The 20,573-nt window shown below is 67.0% G+C and carries 16 protein-coding genes; 9 read left to right on the top strand and 7 right to left on the bottom strand.

What is annotated here, in order from left to right; translation table 11 throughout:
* Positions 1–3 precede the first annotated feature (3 nt).
* Positions 4–1,422: a sensor histidine kinase gene (locus tag AC1DZY_RS12800; protein ID WP_476820489.1), complete on the bottom strand. Its 1,419-nt coding sequence runs from the start codon at positions 1,420–1,422 to the stop codon at positions 4–6.
* 312 nt (positions 1,423–1,734) lie between these two features.
* Between AC1DZY_RS12800 and AC1DZY_RS12795 the strand changes: the two genes are divergently transcribed.
* A complete protein-coding gene (locus AC1DZY_RS12795) occupies positions 1,735–3,297 on the top strand; it encodes a sensor histidine kinase (protein WP_476820488.1) in 1,563 nt (520 codons plus the stop codon).
* Positions 3,290–3,661, top strand: a complete 372-nt coding sequence (locus AC1DZY_RS12790) for a response regulator (RefSeq protein WP_476820487.1) — start codon at positions 3,290–3,292, stop codon at positions 3,659–3,661. The genes AC1DZY_RS12795 and AC1DZY_RS12790 overlap by 8 nt, the downstream gene beginning before the upstream one ends.
* A gap of 16 nt (positions 3,662–3,677) precedes the next feature.
* Here the strand turns inward: AC1DZY_RS12790 and AC1DZY_RS12785 are convergent, their stop codons facing one another.
* The 3 genes from AC1DZY_RS12785 to AC1DZY_RS12775 all read right to left on the bottom strand — a co-directional run bounded on the left by AC1DZY_RS12785 (position 3,678) and on the right by AC1DZY_RS12775 (position 7,301).
* A complete protein-coding gene (locus tag AC1DZY_RS12785; protein ID WP_476820486.1) occupies positions 3,678–4,937 on the bottom strand; it encodes a hydantoinase/carbamoylase family amidase in 1,260 nt (419 codons plus the stop codon).
* Positions 4,938–4,947: 10 nt separating this feature from the next.
* Positions 4,948–5,694, bottom strand: coding sequence for an SDR family NAD(P)-dependent oxidoreductase (locus AC1DZY_RS12780; protein WP_476820485.1), 747 nt, complete (start codon positions 5,692–5,694; stop codon positions 4,948–4,950).
* A gap of 146 nt (positions 5,695–5,840) precedes the next feature.
* Positions 5,841–7,301 carry an undecaprenyl-phosphate glucose phosphotransferase gene (locus AC1DZY_RS12775; RefSeq protein WP_476820484.1) on the bottom strand — a complete coding sequence of 487 codons (1,461 nt, stop codon included), beginning with the start codon at positions 7,299–7,301 and terminating at the stop codon, positions 5,841–5,843.
* A 332-nt stretch (positions 7,302–7,633) separates the two neighbouring features.
* Between AC1DZY_RS12775 and AC1DZY_RS12770 the strand changes: the two genes are divergently transcribed.
* Together AC1DZY_RS12770 and AC1DZY_RS12765 are read left to right on the top strand one after the other, a co-directional pair.
* Complete coding sequence (locus AC1DZY_RS12770; protein WP_476820483.1) at positions 7,634–8,446, top strand: WecB/TagA/CpsF family glycosyltransferase; 813 nt, start codon at positions 7,634–7,636, stop codon at positions 8,444–8,446.
* Complete coding sequence (locus AC1DZY_RS12765) at positions 8,443–9,333, top strand: DUF6492 family protein (protein WP_476820482.1); 891 nt, start codon at positions 8,443–8,445, stop codon at positions 9,331–9,333. Before AC1DZY_RS12770 ends, AC1DZY_RS12765 begins: the two co-directional genes overlap by 4 nt.
* Here AC1DZY_RS12765 and AC1DZY_RS12760 read toward each other — a convergent pair.
* Positions 9,308–10,549 carry a lipopolysaccharide biosynthesis protein gene (locus AC1DZY_RS12760; protein WP_476820481.1) on the bottom strand — a complete coding sequence of 414 codons (1,242 nt, stop codon included), beginning with the start codon at positions 10,547–10,549 and terminating at the stop codon, positions 9,308–9,310. The two genes, AC1DZY_RS12765 and AC1DZY_RS12760, sit on opposite strands and share 26 nt — an antisense overlap.
* Before the next feature lie 154 nt (positions 10,550–10,703).
* Here AC1DZY_RS12760 and AC1DZY_RS12755 point away from each other — a divergent pair, with 154 nt between their 5' ends.
* Genes AC1DZY_RS12755 through AC1DZY_RS12745 form a run of 3 tightly spaced genes read left to right on the top strand, consistent with a single transcriptional unit; the run spans position 10,704 to position 15,596 of the window.
* The gene (locus tag AC1DZY_RS12755; protein WP_476820480.1) at positions 10,704–11,756 is read left to right on the top strand and encodes an endo-1,4-beta-xylanase; all 1,053 of its coding nucleotides are present in this window, start codon (positions 10,704–10,706) and stop codon (positions 11,754–11,756) included.
* 28 nt (positions 11,757–11,784) lie between these two features.
* Entirely contained in the window at positions 11,785–14,298 is a 2,514-nt protein-coding gene (locus AC1DZY_RS12750; RefSeq protein WP_476820479.1) for an exopolysaccharide transport family protein, read from the top strand.
* Positions 14,298–15,596 carry an O-antigen ligase family protein gene (locus AC1DZY_RS12745; protein WP_476820478.1) on the top strand — a complete coding sequence of 433 codons (1,299 nt, stop codon included), beginning with the start codon at positions 14,298–14,300 and terminating at the stop codon, positions 15,594–15,596. The genes AC1DZY_RS12750 and AC1DZY_RS12745 overlap by 1 nt, the downstream gene beginning before the upstream one ends.
* Positions 15,597–15,694: 98 nt before the next feature.
* On the opposite strand, the gene AC1DZY_RS12740 is transcribed toward AC1DZY_RS12745, so the two are convergent.
* The gene (locus tag AC1DZY_RS12740; RefSeq protein WP_476820477.1) at positions 15,695–16,747 is read right to left on the bottom strand and encodes a glycosyltransferase family 2 protein; all 1,053 of its coding nucleotides are present in this window, start codon (positions 16,745–16,747) and stop codon (positions 15,695–15,697) included.
* A gap of 92 nt (positions 16,748–16,839) precedes the next feature.
* Here AC1DZY_RS12740 and AC1DZY_RS12735 point away from each other — a divergent pair, with 92 nt between their 5' ends.
* Entirely contained in the window at positions 16,840–18,081 is a 1,242-nt protein-coding gene (locus AC1DZY_RS12735) for a glycosyltransferase (RefSeq protein ID WP_476820476.1), read from the top strand.
* Positions 18,082–18,084: 3 nt separating this feature from the next.
* Here AC1DZY_RS12735 and AC1DZY_RS12730 read toward each other — a convergent pair whose 3' ends face one another.
* Positions 18,085–19,194 (bottom strand): AbrB family transcriptional regulator, encoded by a 1,110-nt coding sequence (locus tag AC1DZY_RS12730; RefSeq protein ID WP_476820475.1) that lies wholly within the window; start codon positions 19,192–19,194, stop codon positions 18,085–18,087.
* Positions 19,195–19,463: 269 nt separating this feature from the next.
* Between AC1DZY_RS12730 and AC1DZY_RS12725 the strand changes: the two genes are divergently transcribed.
* Positions 19,464–20,567 carry a DMT family transporter gene (locus AC1DZY_RS12725; protein WP_476820474.1) on the top strand — a complete coding sequence of 368 codons (1,104 nt, stop codon included), beginning with the start codon at positions 19,464–19,466 and terminating at the stop codon, positions 20,565–20,567.
* Positions 20,568–20,573 lie beyond the last annotated feature (6 nt).

The raw sequence follows: 20,573 nt of genomic DNA, 5'->3' as shown, positions 1-20,573 counted from the left end.
GCCTCAGAGAGCCAGAGCGGGAACGAGGTGGGGCGTGTCGGCGACTGGCGCGGGCGCCTCGTCCTCGGGCGACAATTCGGCCAGTACGCGAACTGTGAAACAGGAACCGCGACCCGGCTCGCTGCTCACGCCGATGCCGCCGCCCATCAAGGCGCAGAACTTCTGACTGATCGCGAGACCAAGTCCGGTGCCGCCATACTGACCAGCCGTGCCGGCGGTGGCCTGACCGAAATTCTGGAACAGCCTGGAGAGCTGCTCCTGCGTGATGCCGATGCCGGTGTCGCGAACCTGGATCTCGATCCAGTCGCCGGCGGCTTTGCGGTCCCGGCGCACGGTCAGCGCGATCGAGCCGCCTTCGGTGAATTTCGCGGCGTTGCTGATCAGGTTCAGCAGCACCTGCCTCAGCTTGGTCGCATCGGTCGAGACCGCACCGAGATGGCCGACACAGTTCAACGTGAGGGCGTTGCCCTTCTCGCCGACGAGACGCTGCGTCGTGGTCACGACATCGCGGGTGAATTCGGCGAGATCGAAGCTTTCGATCTTGAGCTCGATGCTGTTGGACTCGATCTTGGAGAGGTCGAGCACATCGGCGACGAGAGAGAGAAGATGCTTGCCGGCGGCGTTGATACGAGCGAGGTCGACCCGCTTGTGCTCGTTCTTGCCAGTCGGCTCGAAGGTTTCGAGCAGGATTTCACTGTAGCCGATGACGGCATTGAGCGGCGTGCGCAGCTCGTGACTCATCTTGGCAAGGAAGATCGACTTGGAGCGGTTGGCCGCGTCGGCGAGTTCCTTGGCCTGACGCAGCCGGATCGACGTGGCGCGATGGCGCTCGGTCTCGCGTTCGATATCGGAGCGCATCGACATGACGTTGGCGTAGTAGATCGCCATCCAGGACATGTAGATCGTCGCCGACAGGATCGAGATCCAGCCGACCGGAGCCAGCTGCGACAACGGCACGAGCTGCGGGAAGCCGTACACGGCATAGGCGCCGTAGAAACTGACGATGTTGAAGGCGAACAGGCCGATGACGAGCTGCGGCTTTTCCGACAGATAGAAGAAGCCGAGGAGAAGGCTCACGATCAGCCAGGGCAGGAAGGGCGAGGAGACGCCGCCATAGTGGAACGCGCCAAACAGCGCGGTGAAAGCCAGGATCTCGACCGAGACCAGCGCAACAAGCGGAAGGTTGCGTGTGTATTTCAGGCCGAACGGCAACAGCCAGAACAGCCAGGTGCAGATGATGACGGTCCAGCAGGCAAAGCCCGGCGCGGGGTCCGTGAGGTAAAGAAAGACGGAGATCGACTGCGACAGCAGCGGGCCGAAAATGTGGGTGAATACGAAGTTCCGCGCCAGACTGAGTTCCGAGCGCTCGAATTTGGCGGCGTCTGGAATGAACCAGTCGATGATGGAGAGCAGTTTGTTCATTCGCCCGTCTCGGCCAGGACAGGTTCTGTCCCCCCTGTCTCGCGCCGAGACATAGCAGAAGCCGGGTTAACATTCGGTCTCCAGTATTATGCAACCATAAATTGTATTGTTATTCTATCCACAACTTCCGAACCGCGACCCCAACTCAAGGTCAAACCGACAGGGCACCTGCCGCGGACAGGAAGGCGCGGCAGATTTACGCAGCTTTAAGAGAACGCGGGCATGGTGGTGGTATCGCCCGGGTGAACAGGTTCTGGCGATGGTTCCCATGGCTCGGCCGCCCGGCGACTGAGCCCAGTGCGACAGGCAGCCATGGCGATTGCATTCCCGACATCCCTGGCGGCGCTGAACGACCTCGTCGACTGGTTCATTCCGCCCGCCATCGCGGCCGATCGCGAAATGCGCAAACAAGCGCGCATGTTCCTGATCAGCCATCTGTTTGGGCCATTCATCGGCAATGTCGTGCCGCTGGCGCTCTATGTTCTCGATCCCAAGCCGGGCTACGAAGTGGCGATCCTGTCGGCTTCGATCACCGGCTTCTGGATTTTCCCGTTCGTCCTGCGCGCGATCGGCCACTACAACCTGCTGGCGCTGATCTCGATCCAGAACCTGATGTTCTGTATCCTGTGGAGCTGCTTCTTCTATGGCGGCGTGACCTCGCCGACACTGCCCTGGGTCCTGACGATCCCATTGCTGGCGTTCTTCTACCTCGGCTCCCAACCACTGCTGCGGCTGGTCGTGCTCGGCATGTTCGCAGTCAATTTCGCCGCCTTCTGGGGCTTCTCGATGGCGGGCTATTCACGGACGCCGACGATGGATTTCGCGGCGCTGCAGGGGCTCGGCCTCGTCTCGACGGTGGCTGCGTCGCTCTATGTCACCATGATGGCGCTGTTCTACGCCAAGGTGCTGGCGTCGCAGAGCGAGCTTGAAGGCGAAATGCGAGGTCACCTCGCAACCGCTGCGGAGCTGCGGCGCGCGACCGAGGAAGCGGAGCGCGCCGGCGCGGCCAAGGCCGATTTTCTCGCCAAGATGAGCCATGAGCTGCGCACGCCGCTCAACGCCGTCATCGGCTACAGCCAGCTGCTGCTCGAGGACGCCGCCGATGAGGACGATCCGGAAACCGCCGCCGATCTCGAACGCATCCATAGCGCCGGACACCATCTGCTGCATCTCGTCAACGAGGTGCTCGACCTCTCGAAGATCGAAGCCGGCAAGATGGAGCTCTGCAACGAGGCCGTCGACCTCGCGCCGCTGGTCGACGAGGCCGTCGAGCATTTCCGGAACGCCGCGGAACGCCGCGGCAACCTGATTTCGGCGAGCTTCGACACCGGGCTTCAGAGCATCGTCTGCGACGGTGGCAAACTGCGTCAGGCACTGTTCCAGCTGCTCGACAACGCCGTGAAATTCACAGAGGGCGGCACGATCGCGGTGCATGTGACCAAGGCGGCCGGAGAGAACGGCCCGCATCTTCACCTGCGCGTCGAGGACACCGGCATCGGCATCGCCGCTGGCCAGATCACGGCGCTGTTCGAACAGTTCTCTGTCGGCGACGACAAGAGTTCCAGCAAATATGGCGGCACCGGCCTTGGCCTCGCGCTCGGGCGCAAGCTCTGCCGCCTGATGCATGGCGACATCCTGGTGGAAAGCCGCGAGGGCGTCGGCAGCGCTTTCACCATCGTGATCCCGACCGTGCCGCGTGACACCGCCGACGATTTTGCCAGTCCGGAGGAGCCGGCGCCGACGGACCCGGTCGCTACCGACCGATTCGGCATGCGGCTGGCCATGATCGCGCAGCGCAACGGGCCGACATCGCAAAAGATGATGGCGTCAGCCATACCCCCATCACCAACACGGACGGTCACCACCCATGCCTAAGATCCTGCTCGTCGAAGACAACGAGATGAACCGGGACATGCTGACGCGCCGGCTTCAGCGCCAGGGCTTTACGGTCAGCTGCGCGCCCGACGGCCCGACCGGCGTCGCCATGGCGACCAGCGAGAACCCCGACCTGATCCTGATGGACGTGGCGCTCGGCGAAATGGACGGCTGGGAGGCGACGACGCTGATCAAGGCCGCGCCGCGCACGTCCTCGATCCCGATCATCGCGCTGACGGCGCATGCGCTCTCCAGCGACCGGGCCAAGAGCGTCGAGGTCGGCTGCGCTGATTTCGACACCAAGCCGATCGACCTGCCGCGCCTGCTCGGCAAGATCAACACCTGCCTGGGCGTCGCGGCCTGAGACCGGACGCGCGGCGTCAGCCCTGCCGGCGCGCCAGCTCCAGCACGGTCTCGATGAGTACGCGGATGGCGATGCCGGCGTCGGCTTCCGTCATGCTCTCCAGCGGTGAATGGCTGATGCCACCGGCGTTGCGCACGAACAGCATCGCTGTGGGACACAGCTTCGCCATCGCCATCGCGTCATGGCCCGCCCCCGACGGCAGCCGGCGCGCGCCGAGATTGGCCCCGGTGCGGGCTATCCCTGCCGCAAACGCATCCTGCAGCGTATCCGCCATCGGCGTGGCGGCATCGATCGAATAGGGCGTGACCGAAAGCCCGACGCCGCGCCTTGCGGCGATCGCGGCGAAGCGCGCGCCGATCGCCGCGTCCATGCTGGCGAGCGTCTCATTGCGTGGCGAGCGATAGTCGATGGTGAAATCGACCGCGCCGGGCACGACATTGGTCGCGCCGGGATCGGGCCGGAAGACACCGACCGTGCCGACGGCCAGATCATGGCCGGCCGCGATCTCCTCCAGCGCCAGCGCCATCTCCGCCGAGGCCGTAAGAGCATCCTTGCGCAGCCGCATCGGGACCGTGCCGGCATGGCCGGCCTCGCCGGTGACGCGGACGCGGGCCCGCTTCTGCGCATTGATCGCGGTGACGATGCCGACCGCCTCGTTCTCGGCCTCGAGCACAGGCCCCTGCTCGATATGGACCTCGAGATAGGCGCCGACCGAGCCCGGCTTGCGGGCCAGAGCCGCGATACCAGCCGGATCGCCGCCGAACCCCACCAGCGCCGCCCGCAGCGTCATGCCCTCGGCATCCCGGCTGTCGAGCCATTCGCTCCGATAGGCGCCAGCCAGCGCGTTGGAGGTCGAGAACGAGGTCGGGAAGCGGACGTTCTCCTCGTCTCCGAATGCCACCACCTCCAGGGTGAAGGGCAGAACGATGCCGGCATCGCGGATCGCCTGCGCCGCCAGAACCCCGGCGACGACGCCGAGATTGCCGTCGAAGCGGCCGCCGTCCTTCACGGTGTCGATATGCGAGCCGATCATCACCGAGGGCAGGCCAGGGGCCGAGCCCTCGCGACGACCCTGGACGGAACCGGCCGCGTCGATGAAGGCGGTGAGGCCGGAGACCTCCATCGCGCCTTTGGTCCATTCCGCCGCCTGCCTGTGCGCCGGCGACAGATAGAGCCGCGTGAGCTTGCCGGGCTCGTCGCTGAATCGGTTGAGGCCTTCGAGCGCGGCGAAGGCGCGCGCGCCGAGCACGGCGGCGGAGGGAAGCGTCTGTGTCATGGGCTCAAGCCTAGTAGGTCGCCCGTCCGCCCGACAGATCGAAAACGCCGCCGGTGGTGAAGCTGTTCTCGGCCGAGGCGAGGAAGGCGACCATCGATGCGACCTCCTCGGGCAGCAGGAAGCGCCCACGCGGGATCTTGGCGAGCATGTAGCCGATATGCTCGTCCGTCATCTGGTCGAAGATCCGGGTCTTGGCGGCGGCCGGCGTGATGCAGTTGACCGCGATGTCCTGCGTCGCCAGTTCCTTGCCGAGCGATTTCGTCAGCGCGATCACCGCCGCCTTCGAGGCCGAATAAGCGGAGGCGTTGGGGTTGCCCTCCTTGCCGGCGATCGAGGCGACCAGCACGAGCCGGCCATAGTTGCGCCTGAGCATGCCGGGGATGACGGCCTGGCAGCAATGCAGCGTGCCGTCGACGTTCAGGCGCATGACGCGGGCCCATTCGTCGAGCGGGTATTCCCAGGTCTTCAGGTTGGCTCCGGCGATGCCGGCGCTGGTGACGAGGATGTCGACGCTGCCGAGCCTTGCCTCGAGCGCATCGGTCGCAGCCTTCACGGCGGCGGCGTCGGTGACGTCCATTGCGAGCCCGGTCGCGGCGCCGCCGATCTCAGCAGCGGCTGCGCGCGCCAGATCGCCGTCGATGTCCCAGATCGCGACCTTGGCGCCGCTCGCGGCGAGCCGTTCGGCGACGGCGCGGCCAATGCCCTGCGCTCCGCCGGTGACGATGGCGACGCGGCCGTTCAAATCAATCTGGTTCATACTGGGCCTCCCGAAGCCAGACGGGACTGCGCCCGTACCCTCCGCTTTTGGCGGATCGGCAACCCCGGCGTCAATGCCGTCGGCAACGCGAAACGGCGCCCCCGGAGGCCGGGAGCGCCGTTTTGTCGTGCTTGCGAAAGGACCGCTCAGAGCGCGTTGCGATAGGCTTTCGAACTGAAGACCGTCTTGAGCAGAATGCCGAGATCGAGCCAGAACGACCAGTTGTCGATGTACCAGTGGTCGAAGGCGATGCGCTCGGCCATCTTCGCGTCGGTGTCGGTCTCGCCGCGCAGGCCGTTGACCTGAGCCCAGCCGGTAATGCCGGGCTTGACGTTGTGGCGGCGCGCATAGAGCGCGATCTTGCGCTGGAATTCATGGTCGTGCGCGAGCGCATGCGGACGCGGCCCGACCAGCGACATCTGGCCGCCGATCACGTTCAGCAGCTGCGGCAGTTCGTCGAGGTTGTAGCGCCGCAGGATCGCGCCGACGCGGGTGATACGGGGGTCATCGCGCGTCGCCTGCCGGACGACGTCGCCGTCGTCGGTCGTGGTCATCGTGCGGAACTTGAAGATCCGGAAGGTCTGCTGGTTGAAGCCGTGGCGACGCTGCAGGAACAGCACCGGCCCGGCCGAATCGAAGCGGACAAGGATCGCGATCACCGCCAGCAGCGGCAGGGTCAGGACAAGGATCGTCGACGCGACGACCACGTCGAAGATGCGCTTGGCGGCGACCTCGATGGCCGAGAGCGCCGGGCGCGTCAGGCGTAAGGAGGCGAGCGAGCCGACACGGACGATATGGGGGTTTTCGAAACGGTCCATGATCTTCTCGGGCGTCAGGTGGATCGCGACGGGAAGGTTCATGAAGGCGTCGACGCAGGCGTCGATGCTCTCCTGGTCCGACCACGGCATCGCGATGAAGACGGCGTCGGGCTTCATCAGGCGGCAGCGCGCGACGGCGGTGGCGAGATCGGCGGCGCGGGCGGCGGCAGGATCGTTGATGCGGCGCTCGTCGCCATCCTTGAGGAAGGCGACATCGACGATGACGAAACCGAGATTCCAGGGCTGGTGCCGCGAGACGAAGGACATCACGTCCTGTTCGCGCCCGATCAGGAAGACCCGCTCGGAGGTGATACGGCCGGTCTTGCTCGCCATCGAGATGGTGCGCACGATGCCCGAGCGCGCCAGCGCGATCAGCGGGATACCGGTGAGATAGGTGACGAAGACGACCGCGCGCGAGTAGTGGTCGACGATCTTGGCCATGAACACGATCGCGATGAAGGCGACCATGGTGATGTTCCAGACCGTGAAGGCCGAGGTCATCTGACCCTTGGTCGAGAGGTAGTTGCTGAGCTGGTAGCGCCCGCGCAGCAGGTTGGTGAAGACGAAGATGGCTGAAATCATCGTCGCGAGTTCGACGGTGATCAGCCGGTCGCCGGAATGACCGTAAGACAGAAGATGATAGGCGAGCGACGCCAGGGCGACGACGCCCAGTACGACGACGGCGTCGATCAGCGCGGTGACGAGACCGATCCAGTGCCGCCATGCATTGGCGCGCTCTTCGGTCGCCGTCGCCGCCGCATAGTTGAGATCGTTAACGCTCATCATCATTCCCGCCACTCCAAACTGGCCTGAACCGGCTGTCCGAAACGGGACAAAGGTGCGGTTCGAGGCGCCTTGGACGGGAAAGTCGCAATCGATATGCCGCTGCGGCATGACCCAAAACGTGGCGTCGCGATGGCCTTCCGGGAAGTGGCGACAAACCCGGAACGCGCGCCGTGCCATTTCGGGACGAGAGCCTCCCAGGCCGGCTGCGAAGCCTCTTCATCTTCTCTCGAATATCGCGGGAAGGCGGCGTTCACCTTTCGACCGGGTTCGCCTTGACCGGCCCGGTGCTTCGGCCAAGTGATGCTGTCCAACCCCTGTGGAAACGACGGAAAACCGTGACCGACATCCTCGCCTATCACCGCGCTACCGCAGCGCCGGCACCCGTGCCGGCCCGCATCGCGACGCGTGATATCGGCGGCGTCGTCGTTGCGGCGCTGAGCACGCAAGGCGCGCTGGCCGAGCTGTCGGAGGCCTTCGCCAACGGCCGCCACGTCAAGCTCGCCTTCTGCAACGCCCACCTCGTCAATCTGGCGGCACATGAGCCTGAGCTGCGCGACCAGCTCGCCGGCTTCCTGATCCTGCCCGATGGCATAGGCGTCGATCTCGGTTCGCTGATGCTGCACGGCGCGGCCTTCCCGGCCAATCTCAATGGAACCGACTTCACGCCCGCTCTGCTCGCGGCGGAGGCCCGGGCGCTGCGAGTCGCGCTGGTCGGCGGCAAGCCTGGCGTCGCCGAGCGCGCCGCGGCGAAGCTGGCGCAGGACTACCCGCGCCATCGCTTCGAAGCGGTGAGCCACGGCTTCTTCACGCAAGCCGAAGAGGTCGGCGTGCTGGCGCGGCTCGCGGCGGCCCGGCCCGACCTCGTGCTCGTCGCCTTCGGCAACCCGCTGCAGGAGCGCTGGATCGCGCAGAAGCTCACGCCCCTGCATGGAACGGTCGCCGCCGGCGTCGGCGCGCTGTTCGATTTCCTCGCCAACGAGGTTCCTCGCGCACCCGACGCGATCCGCGACTTGCGGCTGGAATGGCTTTACCGGCTCTGGCTCGAGCCCGGACGGCTGTGGCGCCGCTATCTGATCGGCAACCCCGTCTTCCTGATGCGGGTTCTGGGCCAGCGTCTGCGCCGCCTCGGCGGCCGCCGCGCGCCATGAGGCTGAGCCACGCCATCGCAACGCCAAGCTATGCCGGCGACATCGAGCGCTGCCGGCTGCTTTGCGCCAGTATCGACCGCTTCGTCACTGGTCATGCGATGCATTACATTCTGGTCGAGGATCGGGACGTCGCGCTGTTTGCGTCCTTTGCCGGCCCTCGCCGCCAGATCATCGCCGAATCCGCGCTGCTGCCGTCCTGGCTCAAGGCCTGGCCCGATCCGCTCAATTTCGGCAAGCGCCGGGTCTGGACCGGATTGGGCGCGCTGCGGCGCGGCGTACCGCCGTTGCGCGGCTGGCATGCGCAGCAGTTGCGGAAATTCGCGCTCGCCGGGGCCATCACCGAGGACGTGATGCTCTTTGCCGATTCCGACATGATGTTCCTGCGCCAGTTCGATCTCGGCGAGCTGGAAGTGGCTGGTGGCGTCCGCCTTTACGTCAAGCCCAATGGCATCACCCCCGACATGAGCGATCATGTGGTCTGGTGCGAAATGGCGGCACGGCTGCTCGGACTGCCGGCGCCCGCCATGCCCAGCGCCGACTACATCAACAATCTGGTGAACTGGCGGCGCGACTGCGTGCTGGCGATGCTGGCGCATATCGAGGACATGAATGCGCGCGACTGGGTCAGCGCGATCGCCTCGCAGCGGCATTTCTCCGAATACATGATCTATGGCTATTTCGCGGAGCGCGTGCGCGGACTCAAGGCGTCGGGCCATGTCGCCGACCGACATGAGCTGTGCAAATCCTACTGGGGCGGCGACGGCTCGGAGCTGACCGACCTGCACTCCTTCGAGGAGGTGCTCGACGACGGCCAGGTCGCCGTCGGCGTGCAATCCTTCATCGGCGAGCCGGTCGAGCGGCTCAAGGCCCTGTTCGAGGCGCAGTAGCCAGAAGCCGGTACGTCGTCGCAGCCGAGACGACATAGACCAGCCCGAACACCAGGTTGAGCCAGAGCGCCCAGGCGTCGCCTGCCCCAAAGCGCATCATTACCCAGGACATCAGCCCGGCCTTGAGCGCGGTCACCACGCAGAGCAAAGCGATGCGCGAGCCGGTGCGTTCGCGGGCATAGAGCAGTTCGGCATGGTATTCGACCAGATTGCGGAAGGCCGGCACCGCCAGCATCGGCAGGAAGAGATAGGCCGCTTCCGAGACGTTGCGGCCAAGCGCGCCCGGAAACGGCTGCAACAGCAGGATGATCGCCGCCAGCCCGCCGACCGAGACCGCAGCGATGCCGAGCTCGACCAAAGCGCGCCTGCCGACGCCGCCACCCAGTCCGCGCTGCTGCATGATCTTCTGCACCAGCATCTGGTTGAAGCTGCGCACCGGCATGGCGGTGAGGTCGATGACGCGCATCGCGATGGCGTAAAGTCCCGCGATACGCTCCCCGGCGAGCGCCAGCATCAGGATCTTGTCGAGCTCGGCCTGAATGTAGAAGACGATGTCGGCCGCGGCGGCATAGAGCGCATCGGCCATCCGGCGCGGATAGAGCCTGCGCGTGAAGCGCCAGCGCAGTTTCGGCATGAAGAACGCCAGCGCCAGCACCGCCGTCGCCAGCGTCGAGGCGAGATAGCCCCAGCTCCAGAGGCCGAGGCTCGCCTGTCCCGACAGATAAAACAGGATCGCCGCGAGCGTCCGCAGCGACGAGCCGATGATGACGAGCAGCGCCGCCTCCCTGAAGCGCCGCAGGCCGTTGTTGACGATGGCGACGACCTCGACCAGCCGCCAGCCGAGGATTTCGGCGAGCACGATCAGCGCGAAGGGCAGGACCGCGAGCCGGCCCTCGAACAGCGCCCAGTAGGCGCCCGCCGCCGCGAGCGCGATCAGCGGAGCCGAGAGCAGCGCGAGACCGGCGAAACCGGCGGCGTATGACCCCAGCAGACGCGGCTTCACCGTGGCCACACGGTAGAGCGGCGAGACGAAGCCGAAGGCGAGCAGCCGCGACAGGATCAGCCCGGTCGCGGAGGCGGTCGCGAAAAGACCGAATTCACCGAGGGTCAACGTATTCGCAACGATGAGGAAGTAGACAAGGGAGATGACGAGCCGGCCAGCCGAGCCGCTCAGGATCGTGAGGTAGGCGAAGATGGCGTTGCGATCAGGAAGCATGGGGCCCGTTTGCGCGGAAATGGCTGGCCCGGCCCATGCCTGCTCCATGCCGCGTATGCCGACTTCCTTAGCCCAGAGGCGTTGAGCGACCCTAAACGAAACGGAATTGTCCCGCCCGATGAACCCGCCCGCCCCTACCCGAGACAGGACGTCAATGACGCGGCGCGACGCGCTGCGCGCCGGCGCGGGCCTCGTCGCGGCCGGATTTGGCGCGACGCAGGCGCAAGCGAGCCGCGCGGCGATCCCTTTCGGTTCGGCGGCGCAGATCGAGACCTTTCGCGCCGACCCGCTCTATCGCGAGGCGCTGAAGCGCCATTGCGACGTGATCGTGCCGATGAACGATCTCAAATGGGAGGCGCTGCGGCACGACCGGGCGACATTCGACTTCTCCGGCGCCGACGAACTCGTCGGCTTCGCCCGTAAAAACGGGCAGGCGCTGCGCGGCCACGCCCTGCTCTGGGGCGAGGCGCTGCCGCCCTGGGCGAAGGCGATGACCAGCCGGGCCGAGGCCGAGCGCGAGCTGGTGCGCCATATCGAGGTCGTGGTCGACCGCTACAAGGGCAAGATCGCGACCTGGGACGTGGTCAACGAGGTCATCAAGCTCGTCCCGACCCCAGCCGAGTCCTATCGCGACACGGTCTGGCAGCGGCTGCTTGGACCGGAGCATATCGAGATCGCCTTCCGCACCGCCGCCGCCGTCGACCCCAAGGCCCGGCTCGTGCTGAACGACTTCAACTTCGAGCAGGTCCATTCCTCAGCCCCCGCGCGGCACAGAGCCGCGCTCGATATCTGCCGGAGACTGCGCGACAAGGGCATTCCGGTGCACGGCATCGGCATGCAGGCGCATCTCTATGCCGAAAAAGCGATCGATGTTGACGGGCTGCAGGCGTTCATGCGCGATCTCGCCGCGCTCGATCTCGATGTCGAGGTGACCGAGCTCGACGTGATCGACTGGAAGCTTCCGGCCGACCCCGCTTTGCGCGACCGCACGGCCGCGAACCTGGTCTCGACCTTCCTGGAGGCGATCGTCGCGGTTCGCCAGCCGAAAGCGGTCGTGACCTGGGGTTTGAGCGACCGCTATTCCTGGATCCACGAGACCTTCCCGCGCAAGGACAGCGCCCGAGCGCGCCCCCTGCCGCTCGATGCGAACTACAAGCCCAAGCCGATGATGACCGTGCTGGACCGCTACCGGCGGAGCGCGGGCTGAACGACCCTTGAAAAGTGAAGCGTAACTGATGTTCACGACCGAGGCGGTCACTGGTGATGCCAGCGAGAGACCCGAGCGGCGCAAGCCACCGGCCGCACCTGGCCCGGCGCCTGCGCCTGCGCTGGCGCGGCTGGCCGATCCGTCCTGGCTCGGCGCCACTCTATGGAGCCGCAAGGGCCTGATCGTCCTGGCGGCGATCCTCGGCGCGGTTCTTGCCGCCGCCGCGAGCCTGTTCCTGCCCCCGAAATACGTCTCGACCGCCCAGCTCTTCATCGACCCGCGCGATCTGCGCGTGCTCCAGAACGAGGTCTCGCCCAACGCGGTCAGCGGCGACCCGACTTCGATCACCGGCTATCTCGAAAGCCAGGCGCGCGTCATCGCGTCCGACAGCATCAAGTCGCGTGTCGTCACCAGCGAGGGCCTCGACAAGGATCCCGAATTCGGCGGCGAAGCGCCCAGAGGCGGGCTGTCTCGGCTGATCTCCGGCCTGCTGCCCAGCAGCGGCGCGCCCGAGCACGACGGCATGCTCTATGCGCTCGCCGCACTCGACAAGAACGTCGCTGTCCGCCGCGGCGAGCGCACCTTCGTGATCGACATTTCGGTGACGGCGCGCGAGGCGGCCAAGGCCGCGCGCGTCGCCAATGCGCTGGCCAACGCCTATCTCGACGATCAGGCTTCGGTCAGGGCCGACGCCGCCCAGCGCGCGACCAGTGCGTTGACCGGACGCCTCGAGGAGTTGCGCAACCGCCTGCGCATCGCCGAGGAGAAATCGGAGAAATACAAGGAAGCCAACAACATCGTCGGGGTCGGCGGCGGCAAGTCGATCACCGACGAGCAGCTTGCGCTCAACAACGCCCAGCTCGTGGCGCTGCGCACGAGGGTGACCGAGGCCAAGGCGAAATACGACCAGACGCTGGCGACGCGCGCCACCAGCATCGAGGCCGGCGCGGTGCCCGAGGCAGTCGCCTCCAACACCATGACGGCGCTACGCGCCCAGCTCGGCGCGGCGTTGAGCAAGGAGGCCGACCTGCTGGCTTCGCTTGGCGCGCGCCATCCGGCGCTGGCCGCCGCGCAGTCGCAGGTGCGCGACGCACGCCGCCAGATCAGCGACGAGCTGGCGCGGATCGCCCGCGCAGCCAAGGTCGAGTATGATCGCGCGGTCGAATCCGAACGCCAGATCGCGCGCCGGGTGCAGCAGCTGACGACCTCGCAATACGCCGCCGGCCGGGCTTCGGTGGAGCTGCGCGAGCTCGAACGCGAAGTCGAATCCTCCCGCGTCGTCTATGACGCCTTCCTCCGGCGCGCGCGCGAAACCGGCGAACTCGCCGGCATCGACACGACCAACGCCCGCATCATCAGCCAGGCCATGCCGCCGCTCGAAAAGAGCGGCATCACCCGGCGCACCATCGTGGTGCTCGGCGGCATCGGTGGCGGAGCGACCGGGGCAGCACTCGCCATCGGCCTGGCGCTGATGGCAGGCGCGCCACGCCCTGCCCGCGCTCGCGTACCCGCTCCGACTCCGGCTCCAGCGCCAGCCCGCGCGCCGATCGCTCCTGCCGCCGCTTCCCCGAAATCTGCCCCTCCGCCCAGACCTGTACCCGCGCCTGTTGCGCCGCCTTCGCCCGGGCATGCGCGCCGGTCGCGCTTCGAGGCCTGGCTTCGCCGCGACACGGATGAACCCGCCGAGGCGGCGGGGGCGCCCGAGATCAGGGCCTCGGTCCCCGCCACGATCCCGCAGCAGGTCGCCGCTTCGCCTGCGCCCGCTGGCAAACTCACAGGCTGGCGACGCTTCACCGCGATCCAGGGCGGGCAAGGCGAGCGCATGCCGGCCATCCTGCAGGCGGCCGCGGCCCCGCTTCTGGCGACGCTGCCAGCCGTACGGCATCGGCGCTGGCGGCGCAGCCAGGACGAGGCGCGCTCGGTCTTCCAGTCGAAGGCGCATCTCGTCGATGTCATCGACAAGCCCGATGCGGGCTTCGCAAAGGCCGTCCGCAGCGTCCGCTCGGCGCTCGCGCCCGACGACGCGTCGGCGGCGCGCCGCATCCTCGTCCTGGGCCTGCGCTCCGGCGCGGGGACCTCGACGCTCGCGCTCAATCTCGCATTGGACGCAGCGCTTGCCGGCCTGCCGGCCATGCTGGTCGATGCCGGTCTCGGCGAGAACAGCCTGACGAGCGTGTTCGCGCCCGACGCGCAGGCCGGGCTGCACGAGATCGTCACCGGCGCCACCGGGCTGGTGCGCGCCGCGCTTCAGGACGAGGGCACCGGCCTGTTCTTCCTGCCGCGCTTCGGGCGCACCGATCTCGTCACCTCCGAGCAGATCGCCGGCAGCTTCCTCCCTGCGGCGCGGCGCTTCGGGCCGATCGTGATCGATGGCGGGACGGTGGGCGCAGACGGGCTCTCGCAGCTTTTCGTCGAGGCGATCGACGATATCGTTCTGGTCGTGCGCGAGGGCGCGGTCGGGGCCGCCGATCTCGAACAGGCCAATGCGGCGCTCGGCCCCCACGCCGCCAAGATCCGCGGCTTCGTCGTCAACGCCGCCTGATGAGCGCGGCCGGCATCGAGGTCTCCGCGCCTCCCGTCGCTGGCGATGCCGGGCTCTATCTGCGCAGCGCCGTCTTCGTCGCGGCGCTGCTGCTGGTCTGGGTTTCGACCGGGCCGTTCAAGGGCACCTATGAGGTCGCCAACGACGACACCGCCAATGTCCTCAACCAGGTCAGCTTCTCGCTGGTCGCCGTGCTCGGCGTCGCCTGCGCGGCGCTGTCGGGGGGCGGACGGGCGGCGATGGCCTATCTCCGGCCAAGCTGGATCCTGCTGATCGCGTGGATGACGTTCGGCGTGCTGCAATCGGCCAACCCCGACGTCTCGATGCGCGCCTTCCGTTTCACGCTGGTCGTGCTGGTGATCGCCGGATCGATCATGCTGCTGCCGAAGGGGCGAGCCCATTTCGCGAGCCTGACCGGCAGCGCGGCCATGATCGTGCTGGTGATCTGCTATGCCGGCCTCGTGATCTATCCCGATATCGCGATCCATTCGGCCGGCGACGCGCTCGAACCCGAGCATGCCGGGGCATGGCGCGGCCTGTTCGACCACAAGAACATCGCCGGCGCGATCATGGTGATCCTGGCGCTGATCGGCATCTTCGTCACCACGACGTCGCCGCGTCTGGGGTGGGCGGTTTTCGGATTGGCCGCCTTTTTCCTGTTCTTCACGGGCTCGAAAACCTCGATGATGCTTGGCCCCCTCGTCGTTCTGATGGGGTACGCCTGCGCCCGCATCGGGAGCCTGTGGCTGCGGGCGTTGCTGGCGCTCGGCCCGCTCGCCTTGCTGGTGACGGCGACGATCGGTTCCGTGCTGTTCAAGCCGGTCGACGACATCCTGCAGGCGGCGAGCCCCGGCCAGACTTTCACCGGCCGCACCGAGATCTGGAAATTCGCGCTCGACCGGCTCTGGAACCGGCCGATCACCGGCTATGGCTTCGAGGGCTTCTGGCGCAGCGATTTCGTGATGTTCGCCGAGATCGGCGAGCGCGAGACCGGCATCGCGCAGGGCATGGTCCATGGCCATAGCGGCTATGTCGACCTCGCCATCGGGCTTGGTATTCCCGGGATGCTGCTGGCGCTGATCGTGCTGATCCTGCTGCCGCTGCGCGACCACCACCGCGTCCTGAAGACGCCTGAGAACAGGGCGCTGGCCGAGCTGTTCTTCCGGATCTGGCTGTTCTCGGTCTATTCAGCCTGCCTGGAGAGCTTCTTCTTCCGGCGCGCCGATCCGGTCTGGTTTGCGCTGCTGCTCGCCGTGATCGGCCTCAGGCTGACATCGAAATACCGGGTTGCGCCTTAGAGCAGTTCCGCGTTTCTCCGAATCGCGGAACTGCTCTAGCCTTCTGTTTTATCGCATTTTCTTCACGCGAACCGGTGCCCACTTCGCTCGAAAATGCCTTAGTTCTTTTCCGGTTTGCGATACTGCTCGCTGGAGACGCCGAACTCCGACATCAGCCGGCCGACTGCTACCTGCGCGTGATAAAGCCCGATCAGGCCCGAGCGCGTATGCAAGGCGAGCATCAGCCCGCGCGGGACAGAGGCCGCCAGAAGCGCCAGCGACTTCGCCAGCACCCGCAATCGGCCCACTATTCCCGGGTGCTCGCGCCGCTCGATCGCCGCCGAGATCGCGCCATTGCGCAGAGCGCGCGCGACGATCCAGCCTGTCTCGCTGCGCCGCGCCGGCATGGTCTCGCGCTGGGCTGCATCCTGCACCCACCAGAACCGGAAACCCGCCGCTTTGGCACGGGTGAAGAAATCGCTGTCGCCGCCGCCGGTGAAATCGAAGCTCTCATCGAGGAAAGGATGGCCGAGCCGCTCCAGCACCGCGCGCCGGATCAGATAGTTTGCGCTGGAATAGAGGATCGGGACCTCGCCGGAACGAGCGTAGTGCGAGCGAAACACCGGGTGGGCGACGAGCCAGGCTCGCGAGACGTCCTCGAAGCGCGGCGTCACCGATCCCCCGAAGAGCTCGGCGGGAGCCGTCTTCGCCGCCTGCAGGAAAGCTTCGAGCCAGCCGGGTTCGGCCTGCTCGTCGTCGTCGATGCCGAGTATCTGCTTCAGCGCTGGCAGCCGCGTCAGGGCGCAGCGCCAGGCGGCGTTGTAGGCCTTGCAGTTGCCCTGGCGCGGTTCGACGATGACGAAACCCTTGAACAGACCGGCTTCAAGCAGCGCCGTAGCGCGAACGGCCCCCTCGCGCGCGACGCCTTCGTTCTCGACGACGATCACCGCGAAATCATGCCCGCCGGTCTGCGCCGCCAGCGAGCGCAGCGTCGCTTCCAGCATGTCCGGGCGCTTGAAAGTGGGCACGCAGACGACGCTTTCGACCAGGCGAAGTTCGCTCTCGGGCGAGCGCGCCACGATCTCGAAGGTTTCGGGCACATCGAAGCCAGCGACCGGCTGCGACGCAGCGGCCTTCTCGACATTCCCGGGCTCGGTCAGGCTCGGCAGCATGAGCGCGAACCTAGCCGAAAGCCGCTTAAGGTTCGGTGTGCGCGGGCTCAGACAGGGGCGGGTATCGCGCGAGGGAGCGGTTACCAAGAGTGATGCCGGCGCTTGACCCGTCGTCGCGATCTGCGCCTCTCTCGCCCGGCATTCTCCCCGAAGGGCCGCCCGCCTTGCGCCTCGCCTTCCTGACCTCGCTGATCCCCGTCGCCAAACCCGATACCGGGTTCGAGATCGCCAATGCGGCGATCCTGAGCGCGCTGCGCACGGCCGGCCATGAGGTCACGGCGTTCGGTTTCACGCGGCCGGGCGAGACCCCTGCCGAGCCGATTGGGGCTGTCGTGATCGACGCCGTCGAGATCGAGAACGCGGCCGTATCGACCGGGCGCAAGCTGGGCTGGATCGGCTCCGCGTTGGCAAGCGGACTGCCGATCGCCTGTGCCAAGCTCAAGCTCGCCGGCCAAGGGCGGCTGGTCGAGGCCGTCAGGTCGCGCGGGCCGTTCGATGCGATCATCCTGAACTCGGTGATGCTGCCGGGGGCCTTTCCGGAGCTTTTGACGCTCGGCCCGTGCGTTCTCGTCGAGCATAATATCGAGCATGTCTCGGCACGGCAGAGCGCTGAACATGCCGGCAACCCGCTGCTGCGATGGCTCTTTGCCCGCGAGGCGAGGCTGCTGGAACGGATCGAGCGCAGGCTCTGGGACGAGGCGCGCTTCGTCTGGACCCTTGCCGAAGAAGACCGGGCCGCGCTGGGGCCGAGCCGCCAGACGAAATCGGCCGTGCTGCCGCTGGTGTCGGGCGCAGCGCGCGCGATCGATGCCGGCGCGCCGGAACCGATCGCCCATGACATCGGTCTGATCGGAACCTGGACCTGGGCGCCGAACTTCATCGGGCTCGACTGGTTCCTGCGCGAGGTCCGCCCGCTGCTGCCGCCCGACGTCACGGTCGCGGTCGCGGGCCGCCTGCCGGCCGAGATGCCGGCCCTGCCGCCGCAGGTAACGCTCGCCGGCCGGGTGCCCGATGCCGACGCCTTCCTGCGCTCATGCCGTATCGTGGCGCTGTCGAGCCGGGCCGGCACCGGCGTCCAGCTCAAGACGGTCGAGACCATGCAGCTCGGGATGCCGGCCGTCGCCACGACATTGTCGTGTCGCGGCTTCAGCACGATGCCGGACAACGTCTCGCGCGCGGACACACCGGAGGATTTCGCCCGCGAACTGGTCGCGCGTCTGGCGGCGATCCGCGCCGGCGACCCGCAGCGGCTCGATGGCGGCGCCTTCATGGAAAAGCAGCTTGCCGCCCTGTCCGCCGCTCTGGAGCAGGGTCTCGCCGCGGCGCGCGGCTGAGCGCTATTCGGCCGGGGCTGCGTCCGGCGACGGCTTGCGCCCGATGATCAGCCCAAACAAAGGACCGGCGCAGACCATCACCAAGAACACGCGGATGATGTGGTGGGCAGCGACGAAGGCGACATCGGTGTGCAGCGCCAGCGCGATCAGGCTCATTTCGGGCAGGCCGCCAGGCGAATAGGCCAGGATCAGCGGAACATGGCCGTGCGTCGAGACCAGTGCGACGAGCCAGGCGAAGGCCAGCGTCAGCGCCAATAGCATCGCCGTCGAGCCCACCGAGAGCGCCAGCACGCGCAGGATAACGCGCGGCGGCGTGCCGATGAAGCGGCAGCCGACAGTGACGCCGAGCACGAGCTGGGCCGCATTGACGATCTCGAAGGGCGGCGCCGAATCGCTGAAGCCCAGCATATGGACGAGCGCGCTGACCAGCATCGGGCCGAGCAGGAATTTCGCCGGCAGCCGCAGCCAGTGCCCGACGACGATGCCGGCGAGACCGCAGGCCAGCAGCGAGAGCTCGGCGAAAAGCGGCGTTTGCGAGATCGAGGGTCCGGCGACCCGCGTGCCGCCGAGCGGAACGCCGCCGAGCCATTGCACGATGAAGGGCAGCGTCATCACCACCAGCAGGATGCGGGCGGAATGGATCAGCGCGATGATGCGGGCGTCGCCGCCCTTCTCCTCGCCGACCGTAACCATCTCGACCAGTCCGCCGGGCATGCCGGCGAAGAAGGCCGTGACCGGATCGAACCCGGCGAAGCGCCGGAAATAGCCGACGCAGCAGACCGCGCAGGCGCACATGAACAGCACGAGGCCGGCGATTGTCGGCAGCCAGTTCGGGATCTGCGCGATCACAGAGGGCCTGAAGCTGGCGCCGAGCATCACGCCGATCACCATGGTCATCGGCGGACGGATGACCGGCGGCGCTGCGACCGGCAGGCGCAGCAGCGCGGCCGTCGTGCAAAACACCATCGAGCCGAGCATCCACGGCAAGGGCAGCCGCGCCTGCACGAAAAGCCAGCCGCCGAGACCACCGAGCAGCAGCGCAAACATGAAACGACGATAAGGGAAGCGCCCCGGCGCGAGCGCGGCAAATCCGCCCGACAGATCCGACAGCAACGCCCTCATCCGGCTCGACCTGCCCTTTGCAAAGGAGGAAGCGGGTCGCTGCCCGCATGCTTGGCCCGGCTCCTACACCGCTTTGCAGCGCAGCAACAGGCCGGGCCGCGAATGCCGCCCCTGCCCTGCCGACGCATCGGCGGCCCGGCTGGGACAACCCCGGCATGTGTCGCAGCCTCTGGCCGCGACGATGCCGACACGGCAATGATTTACACCGGTGGAAACGCAAAGACCGGGTGAAGCTGAAACCCCGGCGGATGGTTGGGGCGATGAGCGAGGACCGGCAGGCCGGGCGGGATAACCGCTCGGGGTTCGATGGCGACACGGCCGAAATCGCGTGGTCCCGCCCGCAGGCCGACGTCATCGCCGCGCCGGAGGCTCCCGACGCGCACGCGCCGATCGTGTTGACCGCAATTCCCGATGTCGTCGCGCCCGCCCCGCTCAACTGGTTCGCCGGCCGCTCGAACCGCCTGAAGCATTGGTGGCGCGGCGCGAGCGGCAATCTGCGCGGCTCGCTCTACATGATGTCGGCGATGCTGTTCTACGCCGTGATGGCCGGCGCGATGAAACATGTCGGGGCCGCGATCCCGCTGGTCGAGATCCTGCTGATCCGCCAGATCATCATGAGCGCGATCATTGCGGTTTTCGCCGGCGCCGCCCTGCCGGTGATGCTCAAAACCACGCGCCCGGGCCTGCAGGTCCTGCGCGCTCTGGTGACGCTCGCCTCGATGCTCGCGGGCTTTGCCGCGCTCATCCACATCCCGCTGGCGCAGGCGACCGCGATCGGCTTCAGCCAGATCCTGTTCGTCACCATCGCGGCGGTGGTGGTGTTGAAAGAGAAGGTCGACGGGCGGCGCTGGGCCGCCACAGCGTTCGGTTTCGTCGGCGTGCTGATCATGCTGAACCCGTCGAGCAAGGGGCTCGACTTCTATGCGCTGATGTCGGTGGCTGGAGCGTTGTTCGGGGCGGTGATCACGATCAGCGTCAGGATGCTCGCCGCGACCGAACGGACCGAGACGATCCTGCTCTATCAATGCATCGTGCTGGTCGCGGTGCTCGCTTTGCCGACATGGTGGTGGTGGGTTTCGCCCAACGCCGAGCAATGGTTCTGGATCGCCGTGCTCAGCCTGTTCGGCACCGCCGGGCAATGGCTGATCACGCGGGCCTATCAGGTCGGCGAGGCGGCGGCGCTGGCCCCACTCGATTTCACGAGGCTGATCCTGTCGTGCTTCACCGGCTTCGTCTTCTTCGCCGAGATCCCGGCCTTGACCACCGCGATCGGCGCGGCGATCGTGATCGGCGCGACGCTCTACACGATCCGCAAGAATTCTTGCCGCAAGAACGCCCGGCCGGTGATCGCGGCTGCGCCCTGAAAGGCT

It is taken from the genome of Allobosea sp. P2_A10 (assembly GCF_056405115.1).
The sequence above is the reverse complement of the archived record's forward strand: the minus strand, read 5'-3'. Positions and strand labels throughout refer to the sequence as shown.

Bases quoted from the DNA above. Each gene is read 5' to 3' on its own strand.
- AC1DZY_RS12800 (WP_476820489.1), bottom strand. From the start codon at position 1,422: ATGAACAAACTGCTCTCCATCATCGACTGGTTCATTCCAGACGCCGCC.
- AC1DZY_RS12795 (WP_476820488.1), top strand. From the start codon at position 1,735: ATGGCGATTGCATTCCCGACATCCCTGGCGGCGCTGAACGACCTCGTC.
- AC1DZY_RS12790 (WP_476820487.1), top strand. From the start codon at position 3,290: ATGCCTAAGATCCTGCTCGTCGAAGACAACGAGATGAACCGGGACATG.
- AC1DZY_RS12785 (WP_476820486.1), bottom strand. From the start codon at position 4,937: ATGACACAGACGCTTCCCTCCGCCGCCGTGCTCGGCGCGCGCGCCTTC.
- AC1DZY_RS12780 (WP_476820485.1), bottom strand. From the start codon at position 5,694: ATGAACCAGATTGATTTGAACGGCCGCGTCGCCATCGTCACCGGCGGA.
- AC1DZY_RS12775 (WP_476820484.1), bottom strand. From the start codon at position 7,301: ATGATGATGAGCGTTAACGATCTCAACTATGCGGCGGCGACGGCGACC.
- AC1DZY_RS12765 (WP_476820482.1), top strand. From the start codon at position 8,443: ATGAGGCTGAGCCACGCCATCGCAACGCCAAGCTATGCCGGCGACATC.
- AC1DZY_RS12760 (WP_476820481.1), bottom strand. From the start codon at position 10,549: ATGCTTCCTGATCGCAACGCCATCTTCGCCTACCTCACGATCCTGAGC.
- AC1DZY_RS12755 (WP_476820480.1), top strand. From the start codon at position 10,704: ATGACGCGGCGCGACGCGCTGCGCGCCGGCGCGGGCCTCGTCGCGGCC.
- AC1DZY_RS12750 (WP_476820479.1), top strand. From the start codon at position 11,785: ATGTTCACGACCGAGGCGGTCACTGGTGATGCCAGCGAGAGACCCGAG.
- AC1DZY_RS12745 (WP_476820478.1), top strand. From the start codon at position 14,298: ATGAGCGCGGCCGGCATCGAGGTCTCCGCGCCTCCCGTCGCTGGCGAT.
- AC1DZY_RS12740 (WP_476820477.1), bottom strand. From the start codon at position 16,747: ATGCTGCCGAGCCTGACCGAGCCCGGGAATGTCGAGAAGGCCGCTGCG.
- AC1DZY_RS12735 (WP_476820476.1), top strand. From the start codon at position 16,840: ATGCCGGCGCTTGACCCGTCGTCGCGATCTGCGCCTCTCTCGCCCGGC.
- AC1DZY_RS12725 (WP_476820474.1), top strand. From the start codon at position 19,464: ATGAGCGAGGACCGGCAGGCCGGGCGGGATAACCGCTCGGGGTTCGAT.